This is a genomic window from Candidatus Scalindua japonica (genome assembly GCF_002443295.1).
In the GTDB taxonomy this organism is placed as follows: Bacteria; Planctomycetota; Brocadiia; order Brocadiales; family Scalinduaceae; genus Scalindua; species Scalindua japonica.
The window spans coordinates 1-22,809 of record NZ_BAOS01000036.1 but is presented as its reverse complement, the minus strand read 5'-3'; the positions used below and the strand labels follow the sequence as shown (position 1 = coordinate 22,809).

Annotated in this window: 19 protein-coding genes; 13 read left to right on the top strand and 6 right to left on the bottom strand. The window is 38.9% G+C overall.

Annotation, left to right across the window (positions count from 1 at the left end; translation table 11 throughout):
• The first annotated feature begins 279 nt into the window (after positions 1 to 279).
• Positions 280 to 1,938, top strand: coding sequence for a multiheme c-type cytochrome (locus SCALIN_RS18955; protein WP_096896018.1), 1,659 nt, complete (start codon positions 280 to 282; stop codon positions 1,936 to 1,938).
• A 306-nt stretch (positions 1,939 to 2,244) separates the two neighbouring features.
• Here SCALIN_RS18955 and SCALIN_RS18950 read toward each other — a convergent pair whose 3' ends face one another.
• Positions 2,245 to 3,546, bottom strand: coding sequence for a sigma-54-dependent transcriptional regulator (locus tag SCALIN_RS18950; protein WP_096896017.1), 1,302 nt, complete (start codon positions 3,544 to 3,546; stop codon positions 2,245 to 2,247).
• Positions 3,547 to 3,919: 373 nt separating this feature from the next.
• Between SCALIN_RS18950 and SCALIN_RS22420 the strand changes: the two genes are divergently transcribed.
• The 7 genes from SCALIN_RS22420 (at position 3,920) to mgtE (ending at position 10,128) form a co-directional block, all read left to right on the top strand.
• Positions 3,920 to 4,060, top strand: coding sequence for a hypothetical protein (locus tag SCALIN_RS22420; RefSeq protein ID WP_162532412.1), 141 nt, complete (start codon positions 3,920 to 3,922; stop codon positions 4,058 to 4,060).
• Between the two features lie 331 nt (positions 4,061 to 4,391).
• A complete protein-coding gene (locus SCALIN_RS18940; RefSeq protein WP_096896015.1) occupies positions 4,392 to 4,802 on the top strand; it encodes a hypothetical protein in 411 nt (136 codons plus the stop codon).
• A 37-nt stretch (positions 4,803 to 4,839) separates the two neighbouring features.
• The gene (locus SCALIN_RS18935; RefSeq protein ID WP_096896014.1) at positions 4,840 to 5,274 is read left to right on the top strand and encodes a heavy-metal-associated domain-containing protein; all 435 of its coding nucleotides are present in this window, start codon (positions 4,840 to 4,842) and stop codon (positions 5,272 to 5,274) included.
• A 119-nt stretch (positions 5,275 to 5,393) separates the two neighbouring features.
• Positions 5,394 to 5,579 (top strand): hypothetical protein, encoded by a 186-nt coding sequence (locus SCALIN_RS18930; protein ID WP_096896013.1) that lies wholly within the window; start codon positions 5,394 to 5,396, stop codon positions 5,577 to 5,579.
• A gap of 765 nt (positions 5,580 to 6,344) precedes the next feature.
• Positions 6,345 to 7,982 (top strand): sigma-70 family RNA polymerase sigma factor, encoded by a 1,638-nt coding sequence (locus SCALIN_RS18925; protein WP_096896012.1) that lies wholly within the window; start codon positions 6,345 to 6,347, stop codon positions 7,980 to 7,982.
• 73 nt (positions 7,983 to 8,055) lie between these two features.
• The gene (locus SCALIN_RS18920) at positions 8,056 to 8,613 is read left to right on the top strand and encodes a c-type heme family protein (RefSeq protein ID WP_096896011.1); all 558 of its coding nucleotides are present in this window, start codon (positions 8,056 to 8,058) and stop codon (positions 8,611 to 8,613) included.
• Between the two features lie 204 nt (positions 8,614 to 8,817).
• Positions 8,818 to 10,128, top strand: coding sequence for a magnesium transporter (mgtE, locus tag SCALIN_RS18915; protein WP_096896010.1), 1,311 nt, complete (start codon positions 8,818 to 8,820; stop codon positions 10,126 to 10,128).
• Between the two features lie 333 nt (positions 10,129 to 10,461).
• Here mgtE and SCALIN_RS18910 read toward each other — a convergent pair whose 3' ends face one another.
• From SCALIN_RS18910 to SCALIN_RS18895, 4 genes are all read right to left on the bottom strand, one after another.
• Positions 10,462 to 11,541 (bottom strand): hypothetical protein, encoded by a 1,080-nt coding sequence (locus SCALIN_RS18910; protein ID WP_133112054.1) that lies wholly within the window; start codon positions 11,539 to 11,541, stop codon positions 10,462 to 10,464.
• A 484-nt stretch (positions 11,542 to 12,025) separates the two neighbouring features.
• Positions 12,026 to 12,724 (bottom strand): N-formylglutamate amidohydrolase, encoded by a 699-nt coding sequence (locus SCALIN_RS18905; protein WP_096896008.1) that lies wholly within the window; start codon positions 12,722 to 12,724, stop codon positions 12,026 to 12,028.
• Complete coding sequence (locus tag SCALIN_RS18900; RefSeq protein ID WP_096896007.1) at positions 12,721 to 14,337, bottom strand: gamma-glutamyltransferase family protein; 1,617 nt, start codon at positions 14,335 to 14,337, stop codon at positions 12,721 to 12,723. The genes SCALIN_RS18905 and SCALIN_RS18900 overlap by 4 nt, the downstream gene beginning before the upstream one ends.
• A gap of 2 nt (positions 14,338 to 14,339) precedes the next feature.
• On the bottom strand, positions 14,340 to 16,490 hold the full coding sequence (locus tag SCALIN_RS18895; RefSeq protein WP_096896006.1) for an ATP-grasp domain-containing protein: 2,151 nt from the start codon (positions 16,488 to 16,490) through the stop codon (positions 14,340 to 14,342).
• Between the two features lie 627 nt (positions 16,491 to 17,117).
• On the opposite strand from SCALIN_RS18895, the gene SCALIN_RS18890 reads away from it, so the two are divergent.
• The 5 genes from SCALIN_RS18890 (at position 17,118) to SCALIN_RS18870 (ending at position 22,370) form a co-directional block, all read left to right on the top strand.
• Positions 17,118 to 17,567 carry a hypothetical protein gene (locus tag SCALIN_RS18890; protein WP_162532411.1) on the top strand — a complete coding sequence of 150 codons (450 nt, stop codon included), beginning with the start codon at positions 17,118 to 17,120 and terminating at the stop codon, positions 17,565 to 17,567.
• Positions 17,568 to 18,177: 610 nt separating this feature from the next.
• The gene (locus tag SCALIN_RS18885) at positions 18,178 to 20,196 is read left to right on the top strand and encodes a TonB-dependent copper receptor (RefSeq protein WP_096896004.1); all 2,019 of its coding nucleotides are present in this window, start codon (positions 18,178 to 18,180) and stop codon (positions 20,194 to 20,196) included.
• A 312-nt stretch (positions 20,197 to 20,508) separates the two neighbouring features.
• On the top strand, positions 20,509 to 20,937 hold the full coding sequence (gene exbB, locus SCALIN_RS18880) for a TonB-system energizer ExbB (protein WP_096896003.1): 429 nt from the start codon (positions 20,509 to 20,511) through the stop codon (positions 20,935 to 20,937).
• Entirely contained in the window at positions 20,924 to 21,307 is a 384-nt protein-coding gene (locus SCALIN_RS18875; protein WP_203415574.1) for an ExbD/TolR family protein, read from the top strand. The genes exbB and SCALIN_RS18875 overlap by 14 nt, the downstream gene beginning before the upstream one ends.
• Before the next feature lie 268 nt (positions 21,308 to 21,575).
• Entirely contained in the window at positions 21,576 to 22,370 is a 795-nt protein-coding gene (locus SCALIN_RS18870; RefSeq protein WP_096896001.1) for an energy transducer TonB, read from the top strand.
• A gap of 190 nt (positions 22,371 to 22,560) precedes the next feature.
• On the opposite strand, the gene SCALIN_RS18865 is transcribed toward SCALIN_RS18870, so the two are convergent.
• The coding region (locus SCALIN_RS18865; protein WP_203415573.1) for a hypothetical protein at positions 22,561 to 22,809 on the bottom strand (249 nt) is incomplete at its 5' end.

Here is a 22,809-nt window from a genome sequence, read left to right as displayed (position 1 = left end):
CAGGCACTGATTAACAAGTTTATTATTGCTGCTATTCAGAATGGAGAAGTTTGAATAGAGAATCTGTTTCTCATGTACACTGATCAAAGATGAAACAGCTGGTGGAAATACAAAACACCGTTCCTGGTTTAGAAAAGAAGCTATGCATAAAATGAACGGAATAATTACATTTCATTGTTCTTATTGCACTGATTTTACAAGTTGTTTTAATTAACATAATTAATTAAAAAATACATACAAAAGAAACATTAATTTTCTATCGGGAGGAAAAAACAGATAATGAATATAAACAGATTGCTTTGTTTTCTGATTACATTGCTTACCATTTCATTCTTTACCGCCACAAATCCTGAGGCTGATGAGAAGATAGACAAGGGCAAGGGTGTAGGGCCGTACGCGGAACACTGGAAACCCATACCCACACACAGGTATTGGGCTCCGGGTTACTTTTATACCCCTCCGGAAAACCCGCAAGGCGAATACGGTAGAAAAGAGTGTGTCCTCTGTCACAAAGCAATCAATCCCCTCCTTGTGAAAGCATGGGAAAGGAGTAGTCACGCGGATTTCAGCAAACTTCTCCCTTATCAGCAGGAATATCTCAAGAATATAAAGGAAAATATTGGAAAAGAGATAACCGAAGTAAGCTGTATTGACTGCCATGGCGGAGTCGGGGCAGAAAAGATTGATCATGCTAAAGACCTGATGATGCCGACTTCAAAACTGTGCGGTGAATGCCATAAGAAGGAATTTGATGAGTTTGAATCAGAGAAGAAAGTTGGCATACCGGGCTGGCCTGAAGGCAGGGAGAGCCACGCAAAAGCTTATGACGCCGGACTTGATACCGATATATGGGCAGCTATGGACAAAAATATCGTTCAGGGCTGCGACATGTGCCACAATATACAGCACAAGTGTGACAGTTGCCACACGAGACATGAGTTTAAGGCATCAGAGGCCAGAAGGCCGGAAGCGTGTGCCACCTGTCATAACGGACCTGACCATCCGGACATTGAAGACTATACAAATTCAAAACACGGCACAATATACAAGATAGAAGGAGATCAGTGGGATTGGAACAAGCCGCTCAAAGAGTACTCAGCGCCCGCCCCGACATGTGCATACTGCCACATGCAGTATAAGGGAAAGTTTTCTCACAATATGGTACAGAAGGCTATTATGGGTGAGGGAGATGTGCTCTTTTATAACAATCTCTTTGAAGACCCACCGGTCAAACCCAGTGAATATATAAACAAAAACCCTGAATTGCTTTCAAGGAGAAAGGCATGGGTATCGACATGCAGGAAATGCCATTCAAAGATCTTCGCGAAGGATTACCTTACATCCATGGATCTTGCATCAGATGCTGTCTTTGCTTATATACAGGAGTCTTTTGAGCTGTTAAAGTCACTTTACAGTGAAAAGGCACTTTATCCAATGCCGGAAGACCGCCCTCACGCTCCTGCCCCTGTAGAAGAAAAATGGCCGAATACCCTGGGCGGGTTTTATGGTGAATTCTGGGCAAAGGATGGAAACCCGAGCAGGATAGAGAAGGACTTCCTTTACATGTGGGAGAACGACGCATTTCTCATACGTAAGGGCATGGCCCACACCAATCCGAACGCGTTTACCTATATTTCCTGGTCCAGCATGATTAAGAAGTACATAGACATGCAGAGTGAGGCCGCTACTCTGAGGAGATTGAATACACTGGAGAATAACCTTAGCATCATACAGTCACTCAGGTCACAACAAAAAGCAGAAATCAGTAAAACTCACAAGCAGGAATGTGCCGCGTGTAAAAAGGGGAAAGCCGGAGAAACAATCTGGTGCACCTCATGTAACGTTGGCTATGCGGATAGATCTAAAACGGATTGTAAAGAGTGTTTTGATAAAGGAACTACTTGCGAAAAATGTATAAAGAAAGCAAGTGTTAAGTAAGGCAGATTATTCCCTTAATTCTATCGTTATGGCAGAAAGGTTTGTGCTGATACGCTCAGATCCACTGAGTACATCGACCAGTACTGCATCAACATAAGCCAACTATCTAATCTTTATAAGTCATTTCAAAAATCTTAGAGCCAAGTTGACAATATATTTAATTGGAATAGGAATAAAACTATCCTGGTCCCATCAAATGAGTTTCCTGGTAACTCACCAAACGGGAATCATGCTTTAAAGTTTTAGATCAATTTTTTCATGATCCTGGTGATAGAACTAACGAACTAACTATGGTTAAGAATAATTTTACGCGCAAAGCACCTTCCTCTGGAGTGTTCTTAAGCCAATTCCAAGTAATCTGGCAGCTTTTGACTTGTTGCCTTTTGTTTTCTCCAGTGTAAACCTTATTATTTCCTTTTCTGCTTCTTGAAGAGTAAAGTGCTGAGGAATCTGGTAGAAATCGGCATGTTGTGGCTGAGAAAGTAATAAGAAGGAAGGAAGGTATTTTGCTTCTATTACATGACCAGGAGCAAGTGCCATGGCAGCTTCAACGGCATTTTCAAGTTCTCTTACATTTCCAGGCCACGTGTAATTTAATAATATTTGCATTGCATTCTTATTTATGCCTTTAATAGCATACTCTTTCTCTTCATTAAAATTATTAATAAAATGACTAACCAGAAGGGGAATATCATCCTTTCTGTCTCTAAGAGGCGGGACTTCAATATGTACAATATTCAATCTATAATAAAGGTCTTGCCTGAATTTTTTTTCTTCTATCAGTTTATTAAGATCCTGATTCGTTGCTGCCAAAACCCTGATGTTTACTTTTATCGTTTCATTTCCACCAACTCTTTCAAACTCTTTTTCCTGAAGTACCCTGAGAAGTTTAATCTGTGTGCTTAAAGTCATATCTCCTATTTCATCAAGGAATATGGTCCCCTCATCCGCAAGCTCAAACCTTCCAACCCTCTTTATAATTGCACCGGTAAACGCCCCTTTTTCATGTCCAAAAATTTCTGATTCAAGCACCCCTTCATTAAATGCCCCACAGTTTACCTTAATAAACGGCTTTGATGCTCGTGGGCTGTTATAGTGAATGGACTTTGCCACCATCTCTTTTCCTGTTCCTGTTTCCCCTGTAATAAGTACATTCGTATTCTTTTGAGCAATGGAACTGATTAGATTGATAACATACTGCATGGGCTTACTTCTTCCGTGTATATCTTCAAAGTTAAACATTCCTCTTACCTTTTTCTCAAGTTCTATCTTTTCCAGGAAGAGTAATTGTTTTTCAATTGCCTTTTCTATCACAGTAGCTAAGAGTCTCGGTTTGACGGGAATTTCATAAAAGTCGTAAGCGCCATCTTTCATCGCATCTATAGCATTTGAAAGAGTCGCTCCTTCCGAAAGGAAAACCAACTCTACATCTGGTTTTATCGTTTTTATCTTTTTTAGAAAAGTTGAAGTCTTAATCTTTGGAAGATGGTACTCACAAAGAATAATATTTATGGGTTCGATTTTTAGCGTTTCGTAAACCTCGCGTGCTGAAAAAACCGTGTAAACACCTATTTTTTTCTTTTCAAATAATTGATTATCCTTCTCCATTCCAGCTTTTCTCTTTGAAAAACCGTAAGAATGTTAATTTGCATTCTATTGCTCCACAAAATACGTAAATTATAATACTTTTTTTTTAAACCCCTGAAGTAATGTGCCATTATGTCAACTAACTACTAAATAACTAAATCTTTTGCGCCATAATGACATAGCATAATTAAACAAAAATATAAATAAAAAGCAATTAAAATATACATGCATTGTCATAAATACTTATACAACAGGGCATTGAATAATACTAGCAAGTGGCACGGTTTTCGCTAACATCATTAATAGATTTTAATCCATTACCTGACAAATTTATATTTCAATGGTTTATAGAATTACTGAATCTGCAAATCAAGAGCACCTTTCAGGAAATATTATGTTGAAGATCAGCGGAATGACTAGTCTCAAATGTGAAGAGACTATAAAGGGTGCTTTCTACAATGTAAAGGCGTTAATGATGCCATGGTCAGTCACAGAGAAGCTGAAGCAACTATCAAGGTTGACATTTTTAATGTAGATGTTAAAGAACTAAAAGAAGTAACAGAGAATACCGGGTATTCAGTCGAAACAATGTACTTTAACACTGAAATTTAGGACACAGAAAGTAATTCCAATTACAAATGGATTTGAAAAATATTAACTTATGTGAAACGATCAGGTCACGCCTTTGGTGCAAATATATTATCAGAAGTGAAATGGAATTCCTGTCGGCACAAAGTATTTTCCAGGAAGATCAGATGCGACGGACCTGGAATCTTGTTCTTTGTGATAAAAACAGGAATGTTTTAAATAAATGGAATGAAGAGCTTCTGCATACCAGCATGAAAAGCATTCAGGAGGCATAGAAGTTGTTTACAAAACTATCTACTTTCATAATTATACACTTACTGGTTTTAACAAATATTTGTACATTTACGATGGCTATGGAATTGGAAAATAGTTACTCAACTATTATTGGAAAAGTAAAAAATATTGACTATCAAATGGACATGATAACGATTGAAATGAATGCGGGGAGGGATGATATCAACGAACTGAGTATAAAGATTGGTAAGGGTATCAATTACATATTTGTCAGAGATGATAAAGGGCTGCTATCGGTTGATAGTTTCAAGGAACTGAAATTAGGTGACGACGTGTCCATAAAGTGTAAAGAATCTAAAGACAAATACGAAATTGTTGAAATAGAAAAGATAGTTAAAATCAAAGAATTAAATTTGCAGAAGACGTTACTTCACTTGCTCATCAAAGCTAAATAAGAATTTTTTAATTTTTTTGTAAAAAGGAGAAAAATATATGTTTACGAATAAATATTTAAATCTAGGTTACTTTTCAGTTTTCTTCATTTTTGGAATCGCAATGAACACGGCAATTGTCAAGGCAGACTCCTCGTTGCAAAGCAACAGCGACTTTACATTGCTGAAAATAAATGATGAGTTTTCTACCACTCAGGAGCATGAACAAGCTGAAGAAAATACTGAGAAGGAAGACTTGGAGGCAGAAGAATTAGAAGGACTAGAGGAGTATGAAATATCCATTAACGGAATGACTTGCGCTAATTGCGAGACGAAAGTTAAAGGAGCACTATTGAAGTGTTCAGGTGTTAAAACTGCCTGGGTTAGTCACATAGAAGGAAGTGCTGTTATAGAAGCCGATACTGACATGATTGATGTTGATCAGATTGTAGCAGCTATAGAAAAAGCCGGATTTGTTTATTTAGAGGAAGAATGAAGGTTTTAAAACACTTTCTGCCGGCGATAAGGTAGAGCTTGAAATCATATAATTGAAATTTGTGATAACCATAGAGAGAATGACAAAAACCCAGATAAAGTACACAGATCTGCGCTGAAATGACTAAAATATTCGACCTGAATCTTTGGAATTATAATAATTTTGAGGAGAGAAAATCACATATAATAGAAGCAATTATGCAATATGATCCGGATATAATAACCTTTCAGGAAGTACGAGATGATTTAAGGTTTAATTCGATAGGACACAATCATGCCAGACAATTAAATACGAAGTTGGGTTAAAAATATTTTGCATTTATGAAAACCATGGATGTAAATAAAGTAAATAATCGGTCACAAAACCCTGACTGTATTGAAGTTCTTGCGGTACTTTCAAAGTATCCAATCACCAGGGCCATAAGAAAGAAATTAGTACAACATGATAAAGACAGGCATGTTCGCTCGGGGAATTTTATATGTCAATATCAAAGCAAAACACTGTATTACTCATGCGTACTAGAGTTTATTTGACTCCCCAAAAAATATAAGATCAAATCATTCTATTGCACCGGAACAGATCTTTCTGATCATAGAGCGTTAGTTGCCGAAGTATCACTTCGACCTGTTTGATAAAGAATTTAAGATTTGTGTAATAATGTGATGAGGATAATTTATAGTCATAAGGAATGACATAATAAAAAGAGTGCAACTACTGAAAAAAAAAGATAGTGGAATTAGAAGAGTACAAAGAATACAGAAGAAATGAGATTCAGACAAAAAAAGATCCATTTAATAAAATCATGCCTGAAAATGCTGACATACCCATCATGACATGCCAGTCTTTATAATCAGTGGCTATCTTTTTTCGACCGACAAAAACCTAAAATACACCTGCTTATATAAAGAGGTACAGTATTACTTTATAAACAATTTAATTTTATCATGTATCAGAGAACACAGGTAAAGATCACCAAATAATAACCTTTATCGCTTATGTTGGAAGGGAATCAATCTCTTACTCTAAATAAATGATTACAGAAATGTATTCGATTGAAAAAATAATAAAAAATGGACAAATCGAGTCAAATAATTAAAATACTTGTAAGAAAGGGTAAAGAAAAGGGATTTGTAACTTATGAAGAGTTGAATAAGATTCTGTCAGATGACACATTAGCTCAGCCTGGAAAGATCGATGAAACATTGATCATGCTGGATGAACTGGGTATAGATCTTATCGAAGAATCTCAAATAGAGGCCCGTGATGACGACGAACCAGAGGATAGTGCAAAAACACAATTAGGCGTCGCGGCTGGCGCTTCAGAAAAAATTGACGATCCTCTAAGGATGTATTTAACACAAATGGGGTGTAACCCTCTATTATCACGTGAAGAAGAGATAGCGTTGGCAAAAAGAATAGAGGTGACGAAGAAAAATTTTCATAGAAAAGTACTTAAGTCTGACTTTTCACAGAAAATTTGTTTAAAAATACTGGAAGACATCATTAATAGAGATCTACTTTTTGAACGTACTTTAGCTATTAATATTGAATTTGATAATCAAAAAGACAAACTGCTTAAAAAATTCCAGGTACATGCAAATGTGATAAGCACACTCCTAAAGAAAAACAGAGAGGATTTTAGACAATTAAAACGCAAAAACACATCTGCAAAATGCAGGTACAGGTTACTTATAAATGTGAGAAACCGTCAGAGAAAAGGTTGTGAAATTATTGAAGAACTTTGTATACGTACTAAAAAACTGGAACCAATAATGAAACGTTTGCAGAGGATTTCTTCTGAAATGAATAATGTAAAGAAACAGATTTCATTATATAAAAAATGTGACAAAGCTAAGGATAAATTGCGAATTGTGAAATCCAAGCTAAATAAATATGAGAAGTTGGTGCTTGAAACTCCTGAACGGTTAAGCAAACGAGTTGAGTCTTTTGAAAATGCCTTCAAAGAACATGAAGCCGCAAAGAGAAAACTTTGCAGCGCAAATTTAAGATTGGTAGTAAGCGTTGCGAAAAAATACAGAAATTGTGGTCTAAGTTTTCTGGATCTCATACAGGAAGGAAATACTGGATTAATGAGAGCAGTTGATAAGTTTGAATATAGAAGAGGTTTTAAATTCAGCACCTATGCCACCTGGTGGATAAGACAAGCCATAACTCGCTCGATTGCTGATCAGGCAAGAACTATCCGAATACCGGTGCATATGATTGAGGCAATGAACAAAATAAGAAATGTGTCAAAAAAACTATTACAAGAGAGCGGTAGAGAGCCTGGTATTGAGGAGATTTCGAATGAAATAAAGATTTCTGTGTCTGAGGTCAGAAGGGTGTTAAAAATTTCAAGACATCAAATCTCTCTTGATATGACGGTGGGAGAAAGTGAAAATACCGCTTTCGGAGAATTTATTGAAGACAACAAGACGGAGTCTCCCTTTCTGGCTGTAGCACAGGAAATGCTTAAAGAAAAGATAGAAAGCGTACTGGAAACACTTACTGATCGTGAAAGGGAAATAATTAAGCTTCGTTATGGCATTGGAGGTTATACATATACCCTCGAAGAAGTTGGCAAAAAATTTATGGTCACCCGCGAAAGAGTAAGGCAAATTGAAGTAGCAGCGATGAAAAAATTACAGCATCCCGTCAGAAGTAGAAACCTGGAAGGGTTTTTGGATAGTATAGGTGTCAGCAGGTAAAAGAAATTGTAATCAAATAAAATTTAGATATTTATCCTTCCTCTTAACTCTCTATACATAAAGAAAGGTTTTTATGCTGAGAAGATTTCTGAAAATATGTTTTATTTGTACAATTGTATTTAATTTTTTATATCTCGATTTGCCAGCCAAAGAAATAAAACATGACTTCTACGTAAAGATTGAAGAAATCGGGAGAGAAAAGGCGATTAAGAGGGGAAGGCAGACGGTAAAAATGCTGGATGAAATGTATAAAACTTTTATTGTTCTTGTTACAGATGAATATGTGAAAGACGAGACCATGTTTTCTGCCTTAACTATATCAAAGAAGGTTTTTGAGAGGATGAGTGCAAAAGGGTGGTATAACGCAAGATTACTTGACGCAACCGGTGATCCGCATAATCCTGATAATTCTGCCAGAACCAAATTCGAGAGAGATGCAATCGAAGCATTCATTGATGGAAAGTCATTTTATGAAAAGGTTGAAAAAGTTGATGGTGTGTATTATTATAAAGCAGCTACAAGTGTCTCTATCGTTACCGATGGCTGTACTATTTGTCATCCGCATAATAAACAAGGAGATTTACTGGGCGGCATCTCATACTCTTTTCCTTTGGATATGTTCCTTGATTAAAATGTAGGCAGAGCTTTTTTTCATCGTAATTATTCATCACATAATACATATCCTAAAACTTATTTGTAGCGACTGTGTAATAATTGTCATCCAAAACCTGTTATGGAGATTAACGGGAACATGAAGTAGTATTGTATAAATACAATGTGTTTCTCCTTTGATGCTTTTTTGTCACAATTTGTCTGGAGATGGAAAGGATAACCAATGTCAGACCAAGAACTATTATTATCAATTGTCAGAAAACTGGTTGAGGACGATTGTGAAAAACTGGCCTGGATAATGGAGGGGATGGATGAAGCTGAAGTATTGAATGTAATGAAAATTCTTCCCCATGCTCTATCCGCAAAAGTCGTCTCTGTACTACCTCAAAATCTTGTTGCAACTCTTTTGATACAACTGCCATCTGAATTTCTTGAAAAGATTGTTGGTGATCTCGATCCTGAAAAAATCAGTGATATCATCCTGAGTTTGCCGGAGGAACTTAGATATGATTTGCTGGAGAAAACTCCTCAAAGGAAAAAGAAACTGATCAGAGAAATGCTTACCTTCCCGGAAGACAGTGTCGGACGTATTATGAGTAGAGATTACCTGGCATTCCATGTGGATCTAAAGGTAAAGGATGCCACTAATAAGATTAAGGCTATGGCTCGCAGGAAAGCGTCATTTTCTTATGCCTATGTAGTAGATAGTGGTAACCGGTTGGTCGGAGTATTGCGGATGTTTGACCTGATTGCGGCGCCAAGAGATGTTACCTTGAGGTCAATTATGAAAGAAGAGGTTTATACTATCGATAGCTTTTCCGATAGAGAGGACATTGCCAATGATTTAAAAATACAAAAATACTCCACTGCACCTGTTGTTGATGCCCAGAACCACCTTATCGGTATTGTGCGGGCAGAAAAACTGATCATGGAAGCACAGGAAGATGTGGCACAGGATATCCAAATGATGGTTGGTGTAGCGCCCGAAGAAAGAACATTCTCGTCTATATGGTTTTCTCTCCGCAGGCGTTTGCCATGGCTGCATATCAATCTGGTAACAGCCTTTGCTGCCGCTGGCGTCGTCGCCATTTTTGAGGATCTCATTCACCAGATAACAGCGCTGGCAATCTTTTTACCGGTAGTCGCCGGACAAGGAGGTAATGCTGGCGCACAGACCCTTGCTGTTGTTATGAGGGGGTTGGTAATGCGGGAAATCCCCAAGGGCAGGTTTAAAGGTTTGCTCATGAAGGAAGCTGGTCTGGGAGCGCTTAATGGTGTTATTATTGGTATGGTAACCGCCGTGATTGCCTGGCTATGGAAGGCTAATCCGTTTCTGGGAATCGTGATTGGTTTAGGAATGATTGTAAATCTGATTGCGGCAGGTTTAGCAGGTGCTACTATTCCAATCATTATGAAAAAACTTGGTGCAGACCCTGCTCAGTCATCAAGTATTATCTTAACAACAATCACTGATGTAGTGGGGTTTTTCGCGTTTCTAAGCTTTGCAGTGATGTTTCAACAATTTCTCATTTAAAAGAAACCATCATAACTAAAAGAGTTGATAATTTTTCACATGTATTTACGAATCCTAAGTTAATTTCAGGAAAACCATGCACAGAAAAATTTTATTACTTTTTGTTTCAATTTGCTTTCTCCTGAATGGCTGCCTGTTTACTTTTGAATCTCATTCCATAGAGAGTACTCAACATGCCTATAATCATGCTATTGTTAACACAATTAATTAAGATCCGGTCACTGCTTGGTATCACACAACAACCCTATCAGTTTGGTATCAATACTAATTTTCTGGATATTAAAAAAAACCAATTGAATATGCGGGCCCGCTCAATAATCAGTGTCCTCTCACTTATCTTGATCTTTTATATTTTATTTCATACCTTGATATTTGAGACGGCAGTACACCGTTAACCATCTCTTTGAATGGTTCTGTTGAGCTGCTCTTGATATTCATAATGTTAAAATCAAATTCAGCAATCGTATTACCATCTCCTCCAAATAGTTTCATGACAAATGAAACAGTTATAATATCATCTCTAGACCCATTTTTAATCTCTCCTTGTACAATAGACGAACTGCCAAATTTTTCAAAAGTAACATTGCTTACAGAAAAATCATTACCAATTTCTGTCGATTCTTCCATCTTATTCAATTGAGTAGTTTCTGTCGTTTTAGCTGTTCCTTTCAATCCACTCAATTGACCCGATACGTCCTGATTTTTCAATCCACTCAATTGTCCTGATTCATCCTGATCTTTCAATCCTTTTAAACCTTCGAGCTCTGTTGACTCTTTTGGTTTTTTCATTACTTCAGTTTGTTTCTCCTTCACTATATTATCTGTTTCCTTCTTTATTGTTTGAAGTTGATCATCATTTGAATTTGTTATTGTTGCTTCCTGTGACGTTTTAACCAGAACCTTTGTTTTTGTGTCCAATGTCTTCACCGTCTCTTTCTCATCATTTCTATTTGTTAGCGTATCTTGTTTCTTTAGATCTGATAGTATTTTACGAAACATCTTTTCCTGGACAGAAGCATGGACTTCCGAATCTTCCAGCTTCTTTGAGTTTTCTGATAATCTTTTCTTTAAAATATCTAATGTATTCTCAACTGAAGTCAATGCTTTTTCGATTTCTTTCATTTCTATGCTTGCTATTATTTTTTCTACCTTGGCAAGCCTTTTATTCATTTCAGACATAGTGTTTTTCGTTGTTGTCGTTTCAGCCTCAGGATCTTGTAATTGCATTTCTTCTTTTTCTGATTTCTCTTCAAGTTTTGAAATTCTTTCATCAAGAGACTGAATCATTGTTCTCAATGTTTCGAATGAAACATGAATTTCACTTTTTGGGTTTTTAAATTCATCAGAATTACTCTTTGTACTAGTACTAATAAGAAAAATTGCAAAAAAACAAACAGCAAAAAAATACTTCATAATATATACTCCGCCTTTCTGTAAATCTGCTAATAAAGGGTGCCTCTGTAAATCGTTGCTAACAAACCGTACCAACATGGTTTGAACATACTCTTTATAATGATAATTGTTTTATCTTCTTATTGTCCGTATTTAAATCATCTGAATTCCCTTATGGTCTATTTTACCATTAAGTACACAATATAGGGGAAATATTCCTCTTCTTACCTTGTTATTAACCTGGCAAATATTTAGAGGATATTTATAATATCATAAAGTGTTATTTAACAATTAGATCAACAAACCGTAATGACACGTATTTAATTGCCAGGTTAATATAATCCCAGTGTTGATGCTATCCGGTGTGACAAATGTCAATATCCTGTTATCTCAGTGAATATCTTTACTGGCCGAGAAAATCTTTTTCAGTAAGAACTGCTGATGAATATGACAAAGTAAAGCGTTTAAAGCATGAAATATTCTCCTTACAGGCAATACAGAATTTCTACGATTTTGTAACCGTCTTGCACCATTTTTTCAAAGCGGATATTACTGCATTTCTTTTGTATTCAATAGATAAAGAGGGATTACGGGACAACTCCAATTGTAACCAGGAAATTTCCCTGGAATGACGCCTGATTATATATCCTCCCTTGAAAGGTTTGTTGAGGGATACCTCGCAACAAAAAGTCTCACTCAGGCAATCGGCTAATAAATAGAACCACTCTTCATGGCAAGTACCATCTGCATTACTCAAGCAAACCATTGGACGCACAGACCCATGGTCTGGGCCAACAGGTGGGCCTGCGGATGCCATGGTATGGCAGTCAATCGCAAGTATAATATCCTTATCGGCAGCATCTATAAGCTGCCGATGGTAGGGGAAGTAATAGCGTTCCAGTAATAGTTTAATTATTTCCGATGACAATGGTGATTTATACACGGGTTCACTCCAACAGGTATGGGTTTTTACCACACCGTCTCTGGAAAAATCATTTTCTTTCCGGTTCATGTCAACAAAAGCCCTGGCAATATCCGTAGTAATAAATTTATTGACCAATTCTTCAATGGCATAGATTTCCCTTGCCCCTTCATCTCCATCCGCAATAATCTGGTCAGACGTCAGAAGATTGAATGGTTCTACTTCCGGTGGAATGGCTAATCCTGCATGTGGTACGGATATTAAAAGAGGTAGTTTGTTCACAGTCTAGGCCCTTTCGCGGAACCATCACGTCGAGGGTCGGCTACTCCAATATATTCACCTCTCCTGCTACGCATGATCATTTGTACACAGCCTAAGTAGAAAGAATATGGATCACGAACATCGATTTCAAAGCCTTTAGAAGCTAACATATCAGTTATATCATCCCTCATACGGCTTGCTTCCAGTGATACCTTACCTTTTAGAGAACAAAAAAGTCTCGGTGCGGCGACAGCTTCATAGGGAGAATGTTTGTCAAGTCTCAATAATACTTGAATAATTGTTGATGCAATACGCTCACTTCCCGGAGAGCCGATAACCAGCCACGGCTTTCTTCCCCGAAAGAAGATGGTTGGAGAAACACTCGCCCATGGCACCGCATTAGGCCGTAAATAATAAGGGTGGGTGATATCATTGTACTCAAAAGCGCTCATATAATTATTGTAGAGAAAACCAAGTTCTGCTGACGCGCAGAATGAACCGTATACGCGTTCAATTGACTGTGTAAGGGAGACTGCATTACCGTAACGATCAACAACAGATAAATGAGTCGTTTCACCCTTACCTTTCAATTTCTTTTTTATTTTTTTTGCATTACGTTGTGCATACTCGGGCCTTCCCATATGTTCATTGTCAATTTGATGGTACAAATTCGGTTCAATAGGGCGGTCCTGGCGATCAAGATTTGTCTGCCGAATGACATTTGCCAGCAATAGTGCCCCTCGTGGCGTGTCCGGGTCCCTCTGTTTCGGCGAAAACTGGGACAGTATATTTAACATTGCTATTAAAACCCTACCCGCTCCGGGAGGGCACATAGTAAACACACGGGTATTTTCAAAGCTTGTAGTAAGCGGTCTGCGTTCTACCGGCCATGGAATTTGAGCAAGATCATCAGCCTGAATAAGTCCGTCATTCGCTATCATGTCAGCCTTAATCATCTGCGCTATATCACCAAGATAGAAATCCTCAATACCTGCCGTAGCCATTCTTTCGAGAGTCCCGGCCAGCTTCTCCTGTTTGAATAATGACCCAACAGGGTAAGGATGTTTACCTTTCTTCAGAAACAGTGGTGCCGCAGTATTGTTGCGTAAATGTTTCAGTTCACGTTTAGTCAAATCATATTGTAATTGGGATATTTCATATCCTTTTTTCGCTAAATCAACGACAGGACCTAATACATCTTTCAGAGTTAAGCTTCCATAATTTTTTAGAGCATAGGCCAGTACCGCCGGGGTGCTGGGAACGGTGCTTGCGTTGTATCCCCTGAGAAGTTCTGATTTATTTGATTCTCCTGGAACGATTCTATGAGGAGCTCTTGAAGAGCCGTCCAGGGCAATTTTTTTGCGGCTTTGCGCATCGTAAAACAACATCATGGTTTGACCGCCCAGGCCGGAAGCTGCAGGTTCGCAAACGCCCAACGCAAACGCCGCAGTCACTGCTGCGTCCATAGCGTTGCCGCCGGCATTTAATACATCAAATGCCAGTTCAGTGGCGCGGTAGTGAGCAGTTGACACCATACCGTATTTGGATACTGACACTTTTTGTGGTTTAGTCAGGCGACGATTACCAAGTTCTAATAACTCGGTATCGGCGTTCTTATTATAAACAGGTATCATGCTTATTTCTCAATAGTGTTTATCAGGAACTCTGTTAGTAGTAATGTTCTCTGGACCAGACTGATACGTTGAACTGCTGACTGTGAAGTATGTATTTTAGTAGCCACAGGGCCTATACCACAAACTACCGGAATGTTTGTGGGCACTAAACCGGCAACCGAGGGTATAAGTGAAGCTTCTTTACCAAGTGGAATTTCCCAATGATCGGCAACAGATTGTAAGGAATTAATCAATCTGGCATTCACTCTTCTATCCTTCATTGCCGGCCTACTCGATAACATGGCTAAATTCCAGCGTACACTTTTGTCCTTAAGTATTTCGTGAATTGCCTCTTCTGTTTTATTTGCCGTCCTAATATCAGGAAACGACATCTGCAATGTTGCTGTAATACGATGGGGAAGTAACATTGGGAATGATTTGGTATGAAAGTCAACTGCAGCAATAGCGATCCTATCTTTACTGGAAGAGAGTCTGGATATTTTTTCAAGTTTACTAAATAGCCATAACATTATATCAGGGGTTTTTGAAGGTTGTCCCAGTTTTAATGATTTTCCTTCGACGGTCAAACGATATTTCCGTTGTCCCCGACGTTTGGTAACTATTTTATCCTCTATGTTACCCGGGTTCAATACGAGCACCTGTTTAGCAAGACCGGTGACTTTTGAAATTGCCGTAGAACTATAGCGGGTATCATTACCTTCATCTGCATAATACATAATCCCCAAATGGGTATGCTTAAGCTGGCGACAGAATTTTAAGGCTTTCAGCGCATACTCAAGCATAACCAATGGCGCACGGGACGAGCCAACACCTTCACCATGCAAACATTCCGGGTCTCTTCGAAAAGGCTCAGTAGAAATACCTATGTCCAAGGGTACATCAAGTTGACCAATCAGCAAGGTACCTTTTTCCAGACCGGCAGGTGTCTGCCATACCCAGACATGCGGGTCATCGCTATATTCCGGCGCTTGTTTGAGTCCCAGTTCATTCAGCTTTTTATCGAGTTCATTATATGCAATCTGGATCCCAATAGGATCATTGGTACGGCTGGATATCTGGCACCATTGTTGTACCTGTTTCTCCATTTGATCTCTTCGATTGGTCAGGAAACCAAACGCAGCTTTATCAGAAGGTTGGTTTTTACCGGTAACTTCGGGAGGGTTTGGTGTATCAAAATAACGGGCGCTCGCAACGTCCACCAGTCGGTTTACTAAAGCAGAAAAATCCATTCCCATGTGTTCTGCTGCGGCAACATAAGATCCGTGTTCTCCTAAACTTGGCAAGCTGTTTATTTCCAGAATATATAAATTATTTTGACTATCAATCCTCATATCCACTCGCGCACAGTCATAACAACCTAATGTCGTGAATGCATCTATCGCTATTTGTTGTGCCCTGGCGGCCAGGCCAGCTTCGATGGGTGCCGGACAAATGACAGATATTTCACGTCCGGAGTTTCTGGTTTTGTCTTCATAGGTGTAAATTTTTGGCCCACTTTCACCAAAACAAATTTCCGCAGGTTCAAATACTAAAGGCGGGTTATTTCCCAGAATGCCAACGTTTATTTCCCTGCCTTCAATATAACTTTCTACCAGGACTGGTTGGCTGAATGCATCAAAAATAACCTGGGTAGCATCCCTAAGTTCCTGTTCACTATTAACGATCTTTATTCCTAATGACACCGCTTCATTTTTAGGTTTCACAATAAGCGGAAAAGCCAAATCCGGCATCTCAAAGTCCGGATTGGTAACTACCGCAAATGGAGGTGTTGGCAAGTTGTTTTGCACAAACATCATTTTGGCAACTACTTTGTCCAGAGCAAGTGAGTGTGCCAGTGGTCCTGAACCGACATAGGGAATACCGATCATTTCTAATATGCTGGGTACGTGTGTATATCTGGCCTGGCCTTGAATGCCATAGGACAGGTTAAACACCATGCCAGGTTGTTCGCCTTTCAATACTCTCGGCATGAATTCTTCCAGATTATCAATCAAATCTTTATCACCTTCTAAAGCGATAGCCTGGTGTTTACCCTTTTTTAAAGAGTCTGTGATACGTTTTATGGCCTTTAATCCATATTTTTCACGGTTAGGAATACCAAAAAGGTTGATTACCTTCTGACTTTCTCGATTATAGACAACTGCAATTTTCATAGAATTTTATTTTCAAAAAAGATAACGGAATTGTAAATGCATTCATTTTAGCAGAGAATCTAATTGAATATATAATTAAATATATCAAACAAATTCCTTCGTTTTTCCACCAGTCAATTGTAATACTTTGCCAGGCTGCTGCAAGCAAAATTTTGAGATGGTTTCGAAGCTAGAAAGCTTATTATTCAAGTCTTAAGAGTCACCCGTGTCGTAGACAGTAATCTGATAAAAAGGGTTCTCTGCTCTTCAGATGCTGTCAATTGGCTAATCTGTCAGGCATATTATATTAAACGCCCCCTTCACTTCCGGGATTGGACGATTAAACTCTTTTGCAGTGTCTATCCATTCTTGCATAATGATTTTAACTAATCCAAGAAGAAGGATATCATATTTCTGTATTATGTAAAGAGAGATTTCAAAGACGGAAACCACTGGGAAAATTAATATGACACATGATCTCTCTTTCTCTTAAATGAATTATTTCTTTACAATTTTCATATAAAGTAGTAAATTGTACCCTCTGAAAAATGAAAGTTCAGTTTTATATGGCCGTTGCAGGTAATACTTTCCGGAGCTAACGAGCTTCTTTGTAACGTTTCAGCAACCATGATGAAAGATAAATTATTATTGTCAAAAACTAATAAATATATACTGTCCTCATCTTTTGTCAGCATTGTCATCTCAATGTGTCTGCTCGTAAACCTCTTTGCGCCGGGCTTCAGCACTGTTATTCATAATAAGAGTGTCGCGTTACATCCTGAATCTCATATTTGTAAATGTAATCCTGAACCGCATAGCATAAGCAGTTGTTGCTGTGCAATAGATATCAATGCCACTGAAGGGAAAAGTTTGCTTAAGGAGAATTATCAAGGTATATTCTCCACATTCATTAAGAGTCTGGGATGTGCAGGGTTTCCTGACCAGCTTTCTTCATTTTCATATAATGTTACCATTCCCGAGGATGGTATCACTCCACCAGATCTACCCATGCTTCATTTTATAGACAAACAGCAGAGAGTTTTTCCGGCATCCATAAAAATATCTCCGCCGGATAAACCACCACGCCATCTTGCATAAAGTCCATCAAATAATATCGTGAAACAATAAATTCGCTGAATAAATAAGATAAGGCGTGTAGACGGCAGTGTCATGTCATTATTCCAATATCATCAATTGAAAAATCCTCTGGATGTTTTCTGTTATGGAAGCTGTATGAAAGGATTGTCTTCATACACTACATCTGACTAATAACAATGACACTCAAGTTTTTTATGCCGCATCAATAGAAATTTTGTTTTATCAACTTACCTGCAGAATTTCTTTTGCTTCAGGGCAAATGCAGGTACCATGTTGCATTTATTTTGCACTGTGACTCATACAGATAATCCTGGCCTATCATAATATGAATACAGAGGAATAGGTACAGGAACTGGGAAGGGTATGTAAATCGACCATACCCCATTGTTGAGAGCGATATCATCAGATTGGATAGACATACCAGAAATCACACAGAGTTTTCTAAACTTACAAGAATGTTTATGCGGCAGTATATACACTTTCAGGATTGCACGCTGTATTAAATTCAGAGACGAAGATCTCTTTAAAGCGATAACCTGTACATGCACGCAAATTGTATTATTGCACATGCTCATTCCTGTTTTCTAATAAAAACGAGAGGAAAGAAATTATGAAGAAATCACTTGTACTGTCTGCGCTGTTTTTACTATGGCTAATGCCGGTTTGGGCTGAAAACACGACAGACAACAGAGAGACTATTATTAAAATGGAGCCTATTATTGTTGAAGACACTCAAATTTCTGAACCTGCCAGGTCCCGGCTGATCATTAGTGAACGAGCAAAGGGACCTGTGTCTGATGGCGGTGATCTGCTGACAACTATTCCAGGCATCTCTTCCGCCCGTATGGGTGGTCACGGCGTTGACCCAGTCGTTCGGGGACAGTCCCATAACCGCCTGAACATTCTGTTGGATGGTGCCTACGTTCATGGCGGTTGTCCAAACCGCATGGACCCGCCCAGTTCCTATGGCCCTTCCGAAACTTATGATGAAGTGGAAGTGATCAAAGGATTTCAGACCGTTCAGCAGGGTGGCGGTGGCAGTGGAGGCACTGTACTGTTCAAACGCAACACAGAACGTTTTACAGAAGGAGAATGGTATCGAGGCAGAGCTGGCGGTGGGTATCGCGGCAATGCTGACGGACGTGAAGGATTTGCCGATCTGTCTGTTGGAAATACCCAGGGATATCTCCGTATTATCGGTAACTATGACAACAGCGAGAACTACGAAGACGGTGACGGACATTCAGTTCGATCAGCATATGAAGTGTCTACGGGAAATGTGATGTTGGGTTGGACTCCGGACGATGAAACCAGGGTTGAGTTCGGCTATGAGGCAACAGATACCGATGATGTTTACTTTGCCGGGGCTGGCATGGACTCGCCTTATACACTACATGATGTCTACCGATTAAAATTCAATCGTGGTCTATCTTTTGGTGCAATACAAAAGGTGTCGGGAAGGGTTTCCTACTCAGACCTGAAACATCAGATGGACAACTATAGCTTACGCACCCCTCCCATGGCCATGATGCATATGAAGGCACCATCCACATCCGATACTTTGAGTGGGCGACTTGATTTTGATGCCGTACATGGTGATTTTCTGACCAATTTTGGTATTGATTACCAGAGCAATAAACGGGACGCTGTTCGCTACCGGGGCAATGCTCGCGATAATGTGAATGCTATTAATTCTTTTCTCTGGCCTGATGTAAGGCTCCAGACTATCGGGCTATACGGAGAATCGGAATGGATCATGAGTTATAACAGACGCATTAAGATCGGCTTGCGCTATGATCATGTCAGGGCAACCGCCGACAAAGCAGACAGGACTCCGACAGATACCTTGGGTATGCTAGCCAAGCTTAGCGCCTCCGGGCTTTATACGATATACTACGGTGGGAGTTCTAGGTCAGAAATCGAGAATAATATCAGTGGTATGGTGCGCTTTGAACAGGATTATCTGCAAGGCAAAGGGACATTTTACACGACGTTGAGTCGTAGTGTAAGGACTGCTGATGCCACAGAGCGCTATATGGCTTCCAACAACAACATGACAGAAAGCAGCCGATGGGTAGGCAACCCTTTTATTGACCCGGAGAAACACCATCAGATAGAGATAGGCACCAGGTGCAAAACAGAATCATGGGGATTTGATTCCAATGTCTATTACAACCGGATCAGTGATTTTATCATGAGAACTCGGGATCACGGTGCCAGTGCTGCAGGTAACAATGCCACCATTTACCGGAATGTAAGCGCCTACCTCATTGGCAGTGAAATATCGTTAAACAGATATTGGACAGAACATTTATTCAGCGGGGCTTCTCTGGCTTACGTATATGGAGAAAACCTCAGGGAAGACCGCCCATTAGCGCAGATTCCTCCATTGGAAGTATCTGTGACCACTGACTATAAAAAGAGGAACTGGAGTGTAGGTGGCAAGGTTCTCATGGTGAATAGACAGAGCCGGGTGGATGATACCACGAGTATTGGCAGCGGTCTTGATGCGAGAAAAACACCGGGATATGCTGTAGCAGATCTGTATGGTTCTTACACATTTGACATGGGAGCCAGGATAAAATTCGGTGTAGATAATCTATTCGACAAAACTACGCTAAACATCTGAACCTGAGCAATGCCTTTGACGTCGACCAGGTCCAGGTAAAAGAACCTGGTCGAAGCGTCTGGATCACGATGGATATCACGTTTTGACTTACGCTGAATTTTTTTATAAACATGAGTTATATGCTCCTTATGTATAAAGATTGTAATTTGTCGGAGTAGATTTCACATTTTAAACAAGTTATATTTTCCGTTTCGCTCACCCGTCTTCCGGCAGAAAATGACACATTTGTTACTATGATGACATTCTGAGTGAAACGGAGATACTCTACCCTGCTAATGACAGGCAAGGAATTAACTAAATACAGGAGGCGTAATGGAATTAACTAAATTGTTTGTTGACTATGGAATCATCGGGTTCCTGATCTTTATGAGTATTGTATCTCTTTCTATTGCAATGGAAAGATTCCTGGTATACAGGAATATTAGATCAGACGATTTCATTAAGAGAAAATCACTGGAACTCGCGCTTACGAGGAAAATCCACTTAATTGCCACTATCGGCAGCAACGCCCCTTACATCGGTTTACTGGGTACGGTATTGGGTATAATGTTTACCTTCTACAATATAGGAGAAGAAGGGTATATGGAAACAGGCAAGATTATGACTGGACTTGCTCTCGCTCTCAAGGCCACGGCAATCGGCCTGCTTGTTGCGATTCCTTCCGTAGCTCTACACAACTTTCTCCTGAGAAAGGCAAAGGTCATCTTGATGGAGTGGGAGATTAACAATGATGGAAGATGAGGAGTTTAATTCAATAAATATTATTCCGTTTGTAGACATTATGCTTGTGCTGCTGACCATAGTCCTTACTACCTCTACTTTTATAAAGGCCGAACTGTTGCCTATCCAATTGCCGGGAGCATCAGAGAAACAATCGAAGTCTATAGAATCGCTGATCGTAGAGATAGATAGAGAAGAAAGAATATACTTGAACTCCAAACCGGTAGATATAAATGGCCTTAAAGAATCTATCAACTCATTTGACAAAACAACACCAGTGACAATAAGAGCTGATAAAAATATTGTCTTACAGGCATTTGTGGACGTCCTTGATACCGTTAAAAATACCGGTTTTGAAAAAGTGACCCTGCAGACAGAAGTATTGAAATGAGGATGCGGAAAAAAACAGCTTAACATTATTGTTTATGTATAGAAAGTTCAATATTGATTACACTTCGACTCCCCGTCCGATGCGGCGCGGGCCGGGAGTCGAAGGATTATCTTTCGCCCCCATAGAACCTGATTTGTATTGATTATTATACCCAAAAAAAGGAAACAAATGAATTACCATAAACCAGGGTTTGTTATCTCTATTTTTATTCACATTCTGCTTGTGGCCCTGGCCTTTTTATATTAAGAAACCGGTTGCACAGCAAAACATGAAAGTGGTCCTGGAGTTTAATGTAACAAATATCATAAAAACAGGCAAACAAGAGGCCGATAAAAACAGAATGGAAACGGCAGAGACTATAAAAAACGAGGCATCAATCCCTGCCATCGTTAAACAGGAAACTAAAAACAAGGTGGAAGAAGAAATAGTAGAAAAGGAAAATCAGGAAGTAAATTATAGCGCTGAATACTTTAAAACGCAAAAGGAGATTAATACTAAACAACCGCAAATACAGAAAAATAATACGGCCACTCAAGATTCCAAAGAGATTAAAGCGAATGTTGTGATAAAAGAAGAGTTGCCAGTGCCTGACAATGTCAAACAGGAGAGGGTAGTCAAGACGAAAAAAAGAGTACCTGCAAAGGCTGTTGAGGTAACAGAAAAAGTAAAGCAAGCTGTTACAGAAACCACGTGTAAACCCAAAAGTGTTGTAAATGCTGGACAATCAGGAGGGATTTCAAAATCAGATAGAATGCAGCATGAATTAAATCAGAGTTCTGAAAACCGATATATCAAGGAACATTTTGATTACATAAACAAAATAATTCGTATAAATATATCATATCCTTACAAAGCGCGAAAGATGTCTATGGAAGGTGATGTCATACTATCATTCATTGTCTGCCTGGACGGGAATGTAAAAGGTATTAAGGTAAATAAAAGTTCAGGTTTCTCAATCCTGGATGATAATGCTGAACAAGCTGTCAGAAAGGCTTCTCCATTTCCTCCACCACCGGTTGAAGTAAGAATTGTAATTCCCATAACTTATAAATTAAACACATAGGAGGTGAAATTTAATTTCTTATTCTAGATTCTGAAATAAATCCAGAATGACAAAAAAGGTGTTTTTGGTTATTTTCGGACAGCCTGTTAAGCAAGATTAAAATTGTAAGACTATTGTTATACTGGGGAAAATGTAAAAATATTTTGTTATTTTATTAAAGTAATGATAAATAAAGTATACGCCAATGGTACTATCCATTTTCACCTGACTGGGTTTCTAGAATCGTAAGCTGTAACTCCTTAATCTTCCGCACAAGAACTCCAATCTGTTCCATTGTGCTATTGAATTCTATAACGGCCCTCTTAGATTCAAAATATACACCCCCCTTTTTCATGTTGTACTCCCATGCACCCCACTCTTTTTCCAGAACCTGCAGAACAAAATGGGCTTTTCCCATAACCTCCGCATTCATTTTATATAGCTCACCTCTTCTCTCTAT

Bases quoted from the DNA above. Each gene is read 5' to 3' on its own strand.
- SCALIN_RS18950 (WP_096896017.1), bottom strand. From the start codon at position 3,546: ATGGAGAAGGATAATCAATTATTTGAAAAGAAAAAAATAGGTGTTTAC.
- SCALIN_RS18885 (WP_096896004.1), top strand. From the start codon at position 18,178: ATGAAGAAATCACTTGTACTGTCTGCGCTGTTTTTACTATGGCTAATG.
- SCALIN_RS18920 (WP_096896011.1), top strand. From the start codon at position 8,056: ATGCTGAGAAGATTTCTGAAAATATGTTTTATTTGTACAATTGTATTT.
- SCALIN_RS18925 (WP_096896012.1), top strand. From the start codon at position 6,345: ATGGACAAATCGAGTCAAATAATTAAAATACTTGTAAGAAAGGGTAAA.
- SCALIN_RS18955 (WP_096896018.1), top strand. From the start codon at position 280: ATGAATATAAACAGATTGCTTTGTTTTCTGATTACATTGCTTACCATT.
- SCALIN_RS18930 (WP_096896013.1), top strand. From the start codon at position 5,394: ATGACTAAAATATTCGACCTGAATCTTTGGAATTATAATAATTTTGAG.
- exbB (WP_096896003.1), top strand. From the start codon at position 20,509: ATGGAATTAACTAAATTGTTTGTTGACTATGGAATCATCGGGTTCCTG.
- mgtE (WP_096896010.1), top strand. From the start codon at position 8,818: ATGTCAGACCAAGAACTATTATTATCAATTGTCAGAAAACTGGTTGAG.
- SCALIN_RS22420 (WP_162532412.1), top strand. From the start codon at position 3,920: ATGTTGAAGATCAGCGGAATGACTAGTCTCAAATGTGAAGAGACTATA.
- SCALIN_RS18895 (WP_096896006.1), bottom strand. From the start codon at position 16,490: ATGAAAATTGCAGTTGTCTATAATCGAGAAAGTCAGAAGGTAATCAAC.
- SCALIN_RS18900 (WP_096896007.1), bottom strand. From the start codon at position 14,337: ATGATACCTGTTTATAATAAGAACGCCGATACCGAGTTATTAGAACTT.
- SCALIN_RS18910 (WP_133112054.1), bottom strand. From the start codon at position 11,541: ATGAAGTATTTTTTTGCTGTTTGTTTTTTTGCAATTTTTCTTATTAGT.
- SCALIN_RS18875 (WP_203415574.1), top strand. From the start codon at position 20,924: ATGATGGAAGATGAGGAGTTTAATTCAATAAATATTATTCCGTTTGTA.
- SCALIN_RS18935 (WP_096896014.1), top strand. From the start codon at position 4,840: ATGTTTACGAATAAATATTTAAATCTAGGTTACTTTTCAGTTTTCTTC.
- SCALIN_RS18870 (WP_096896001.1), top strand. From the start codon at position 21,576: ATGAAAGTGGTCCTGGAGTTTAATGTAACAAATATCATAAAAACAGGC.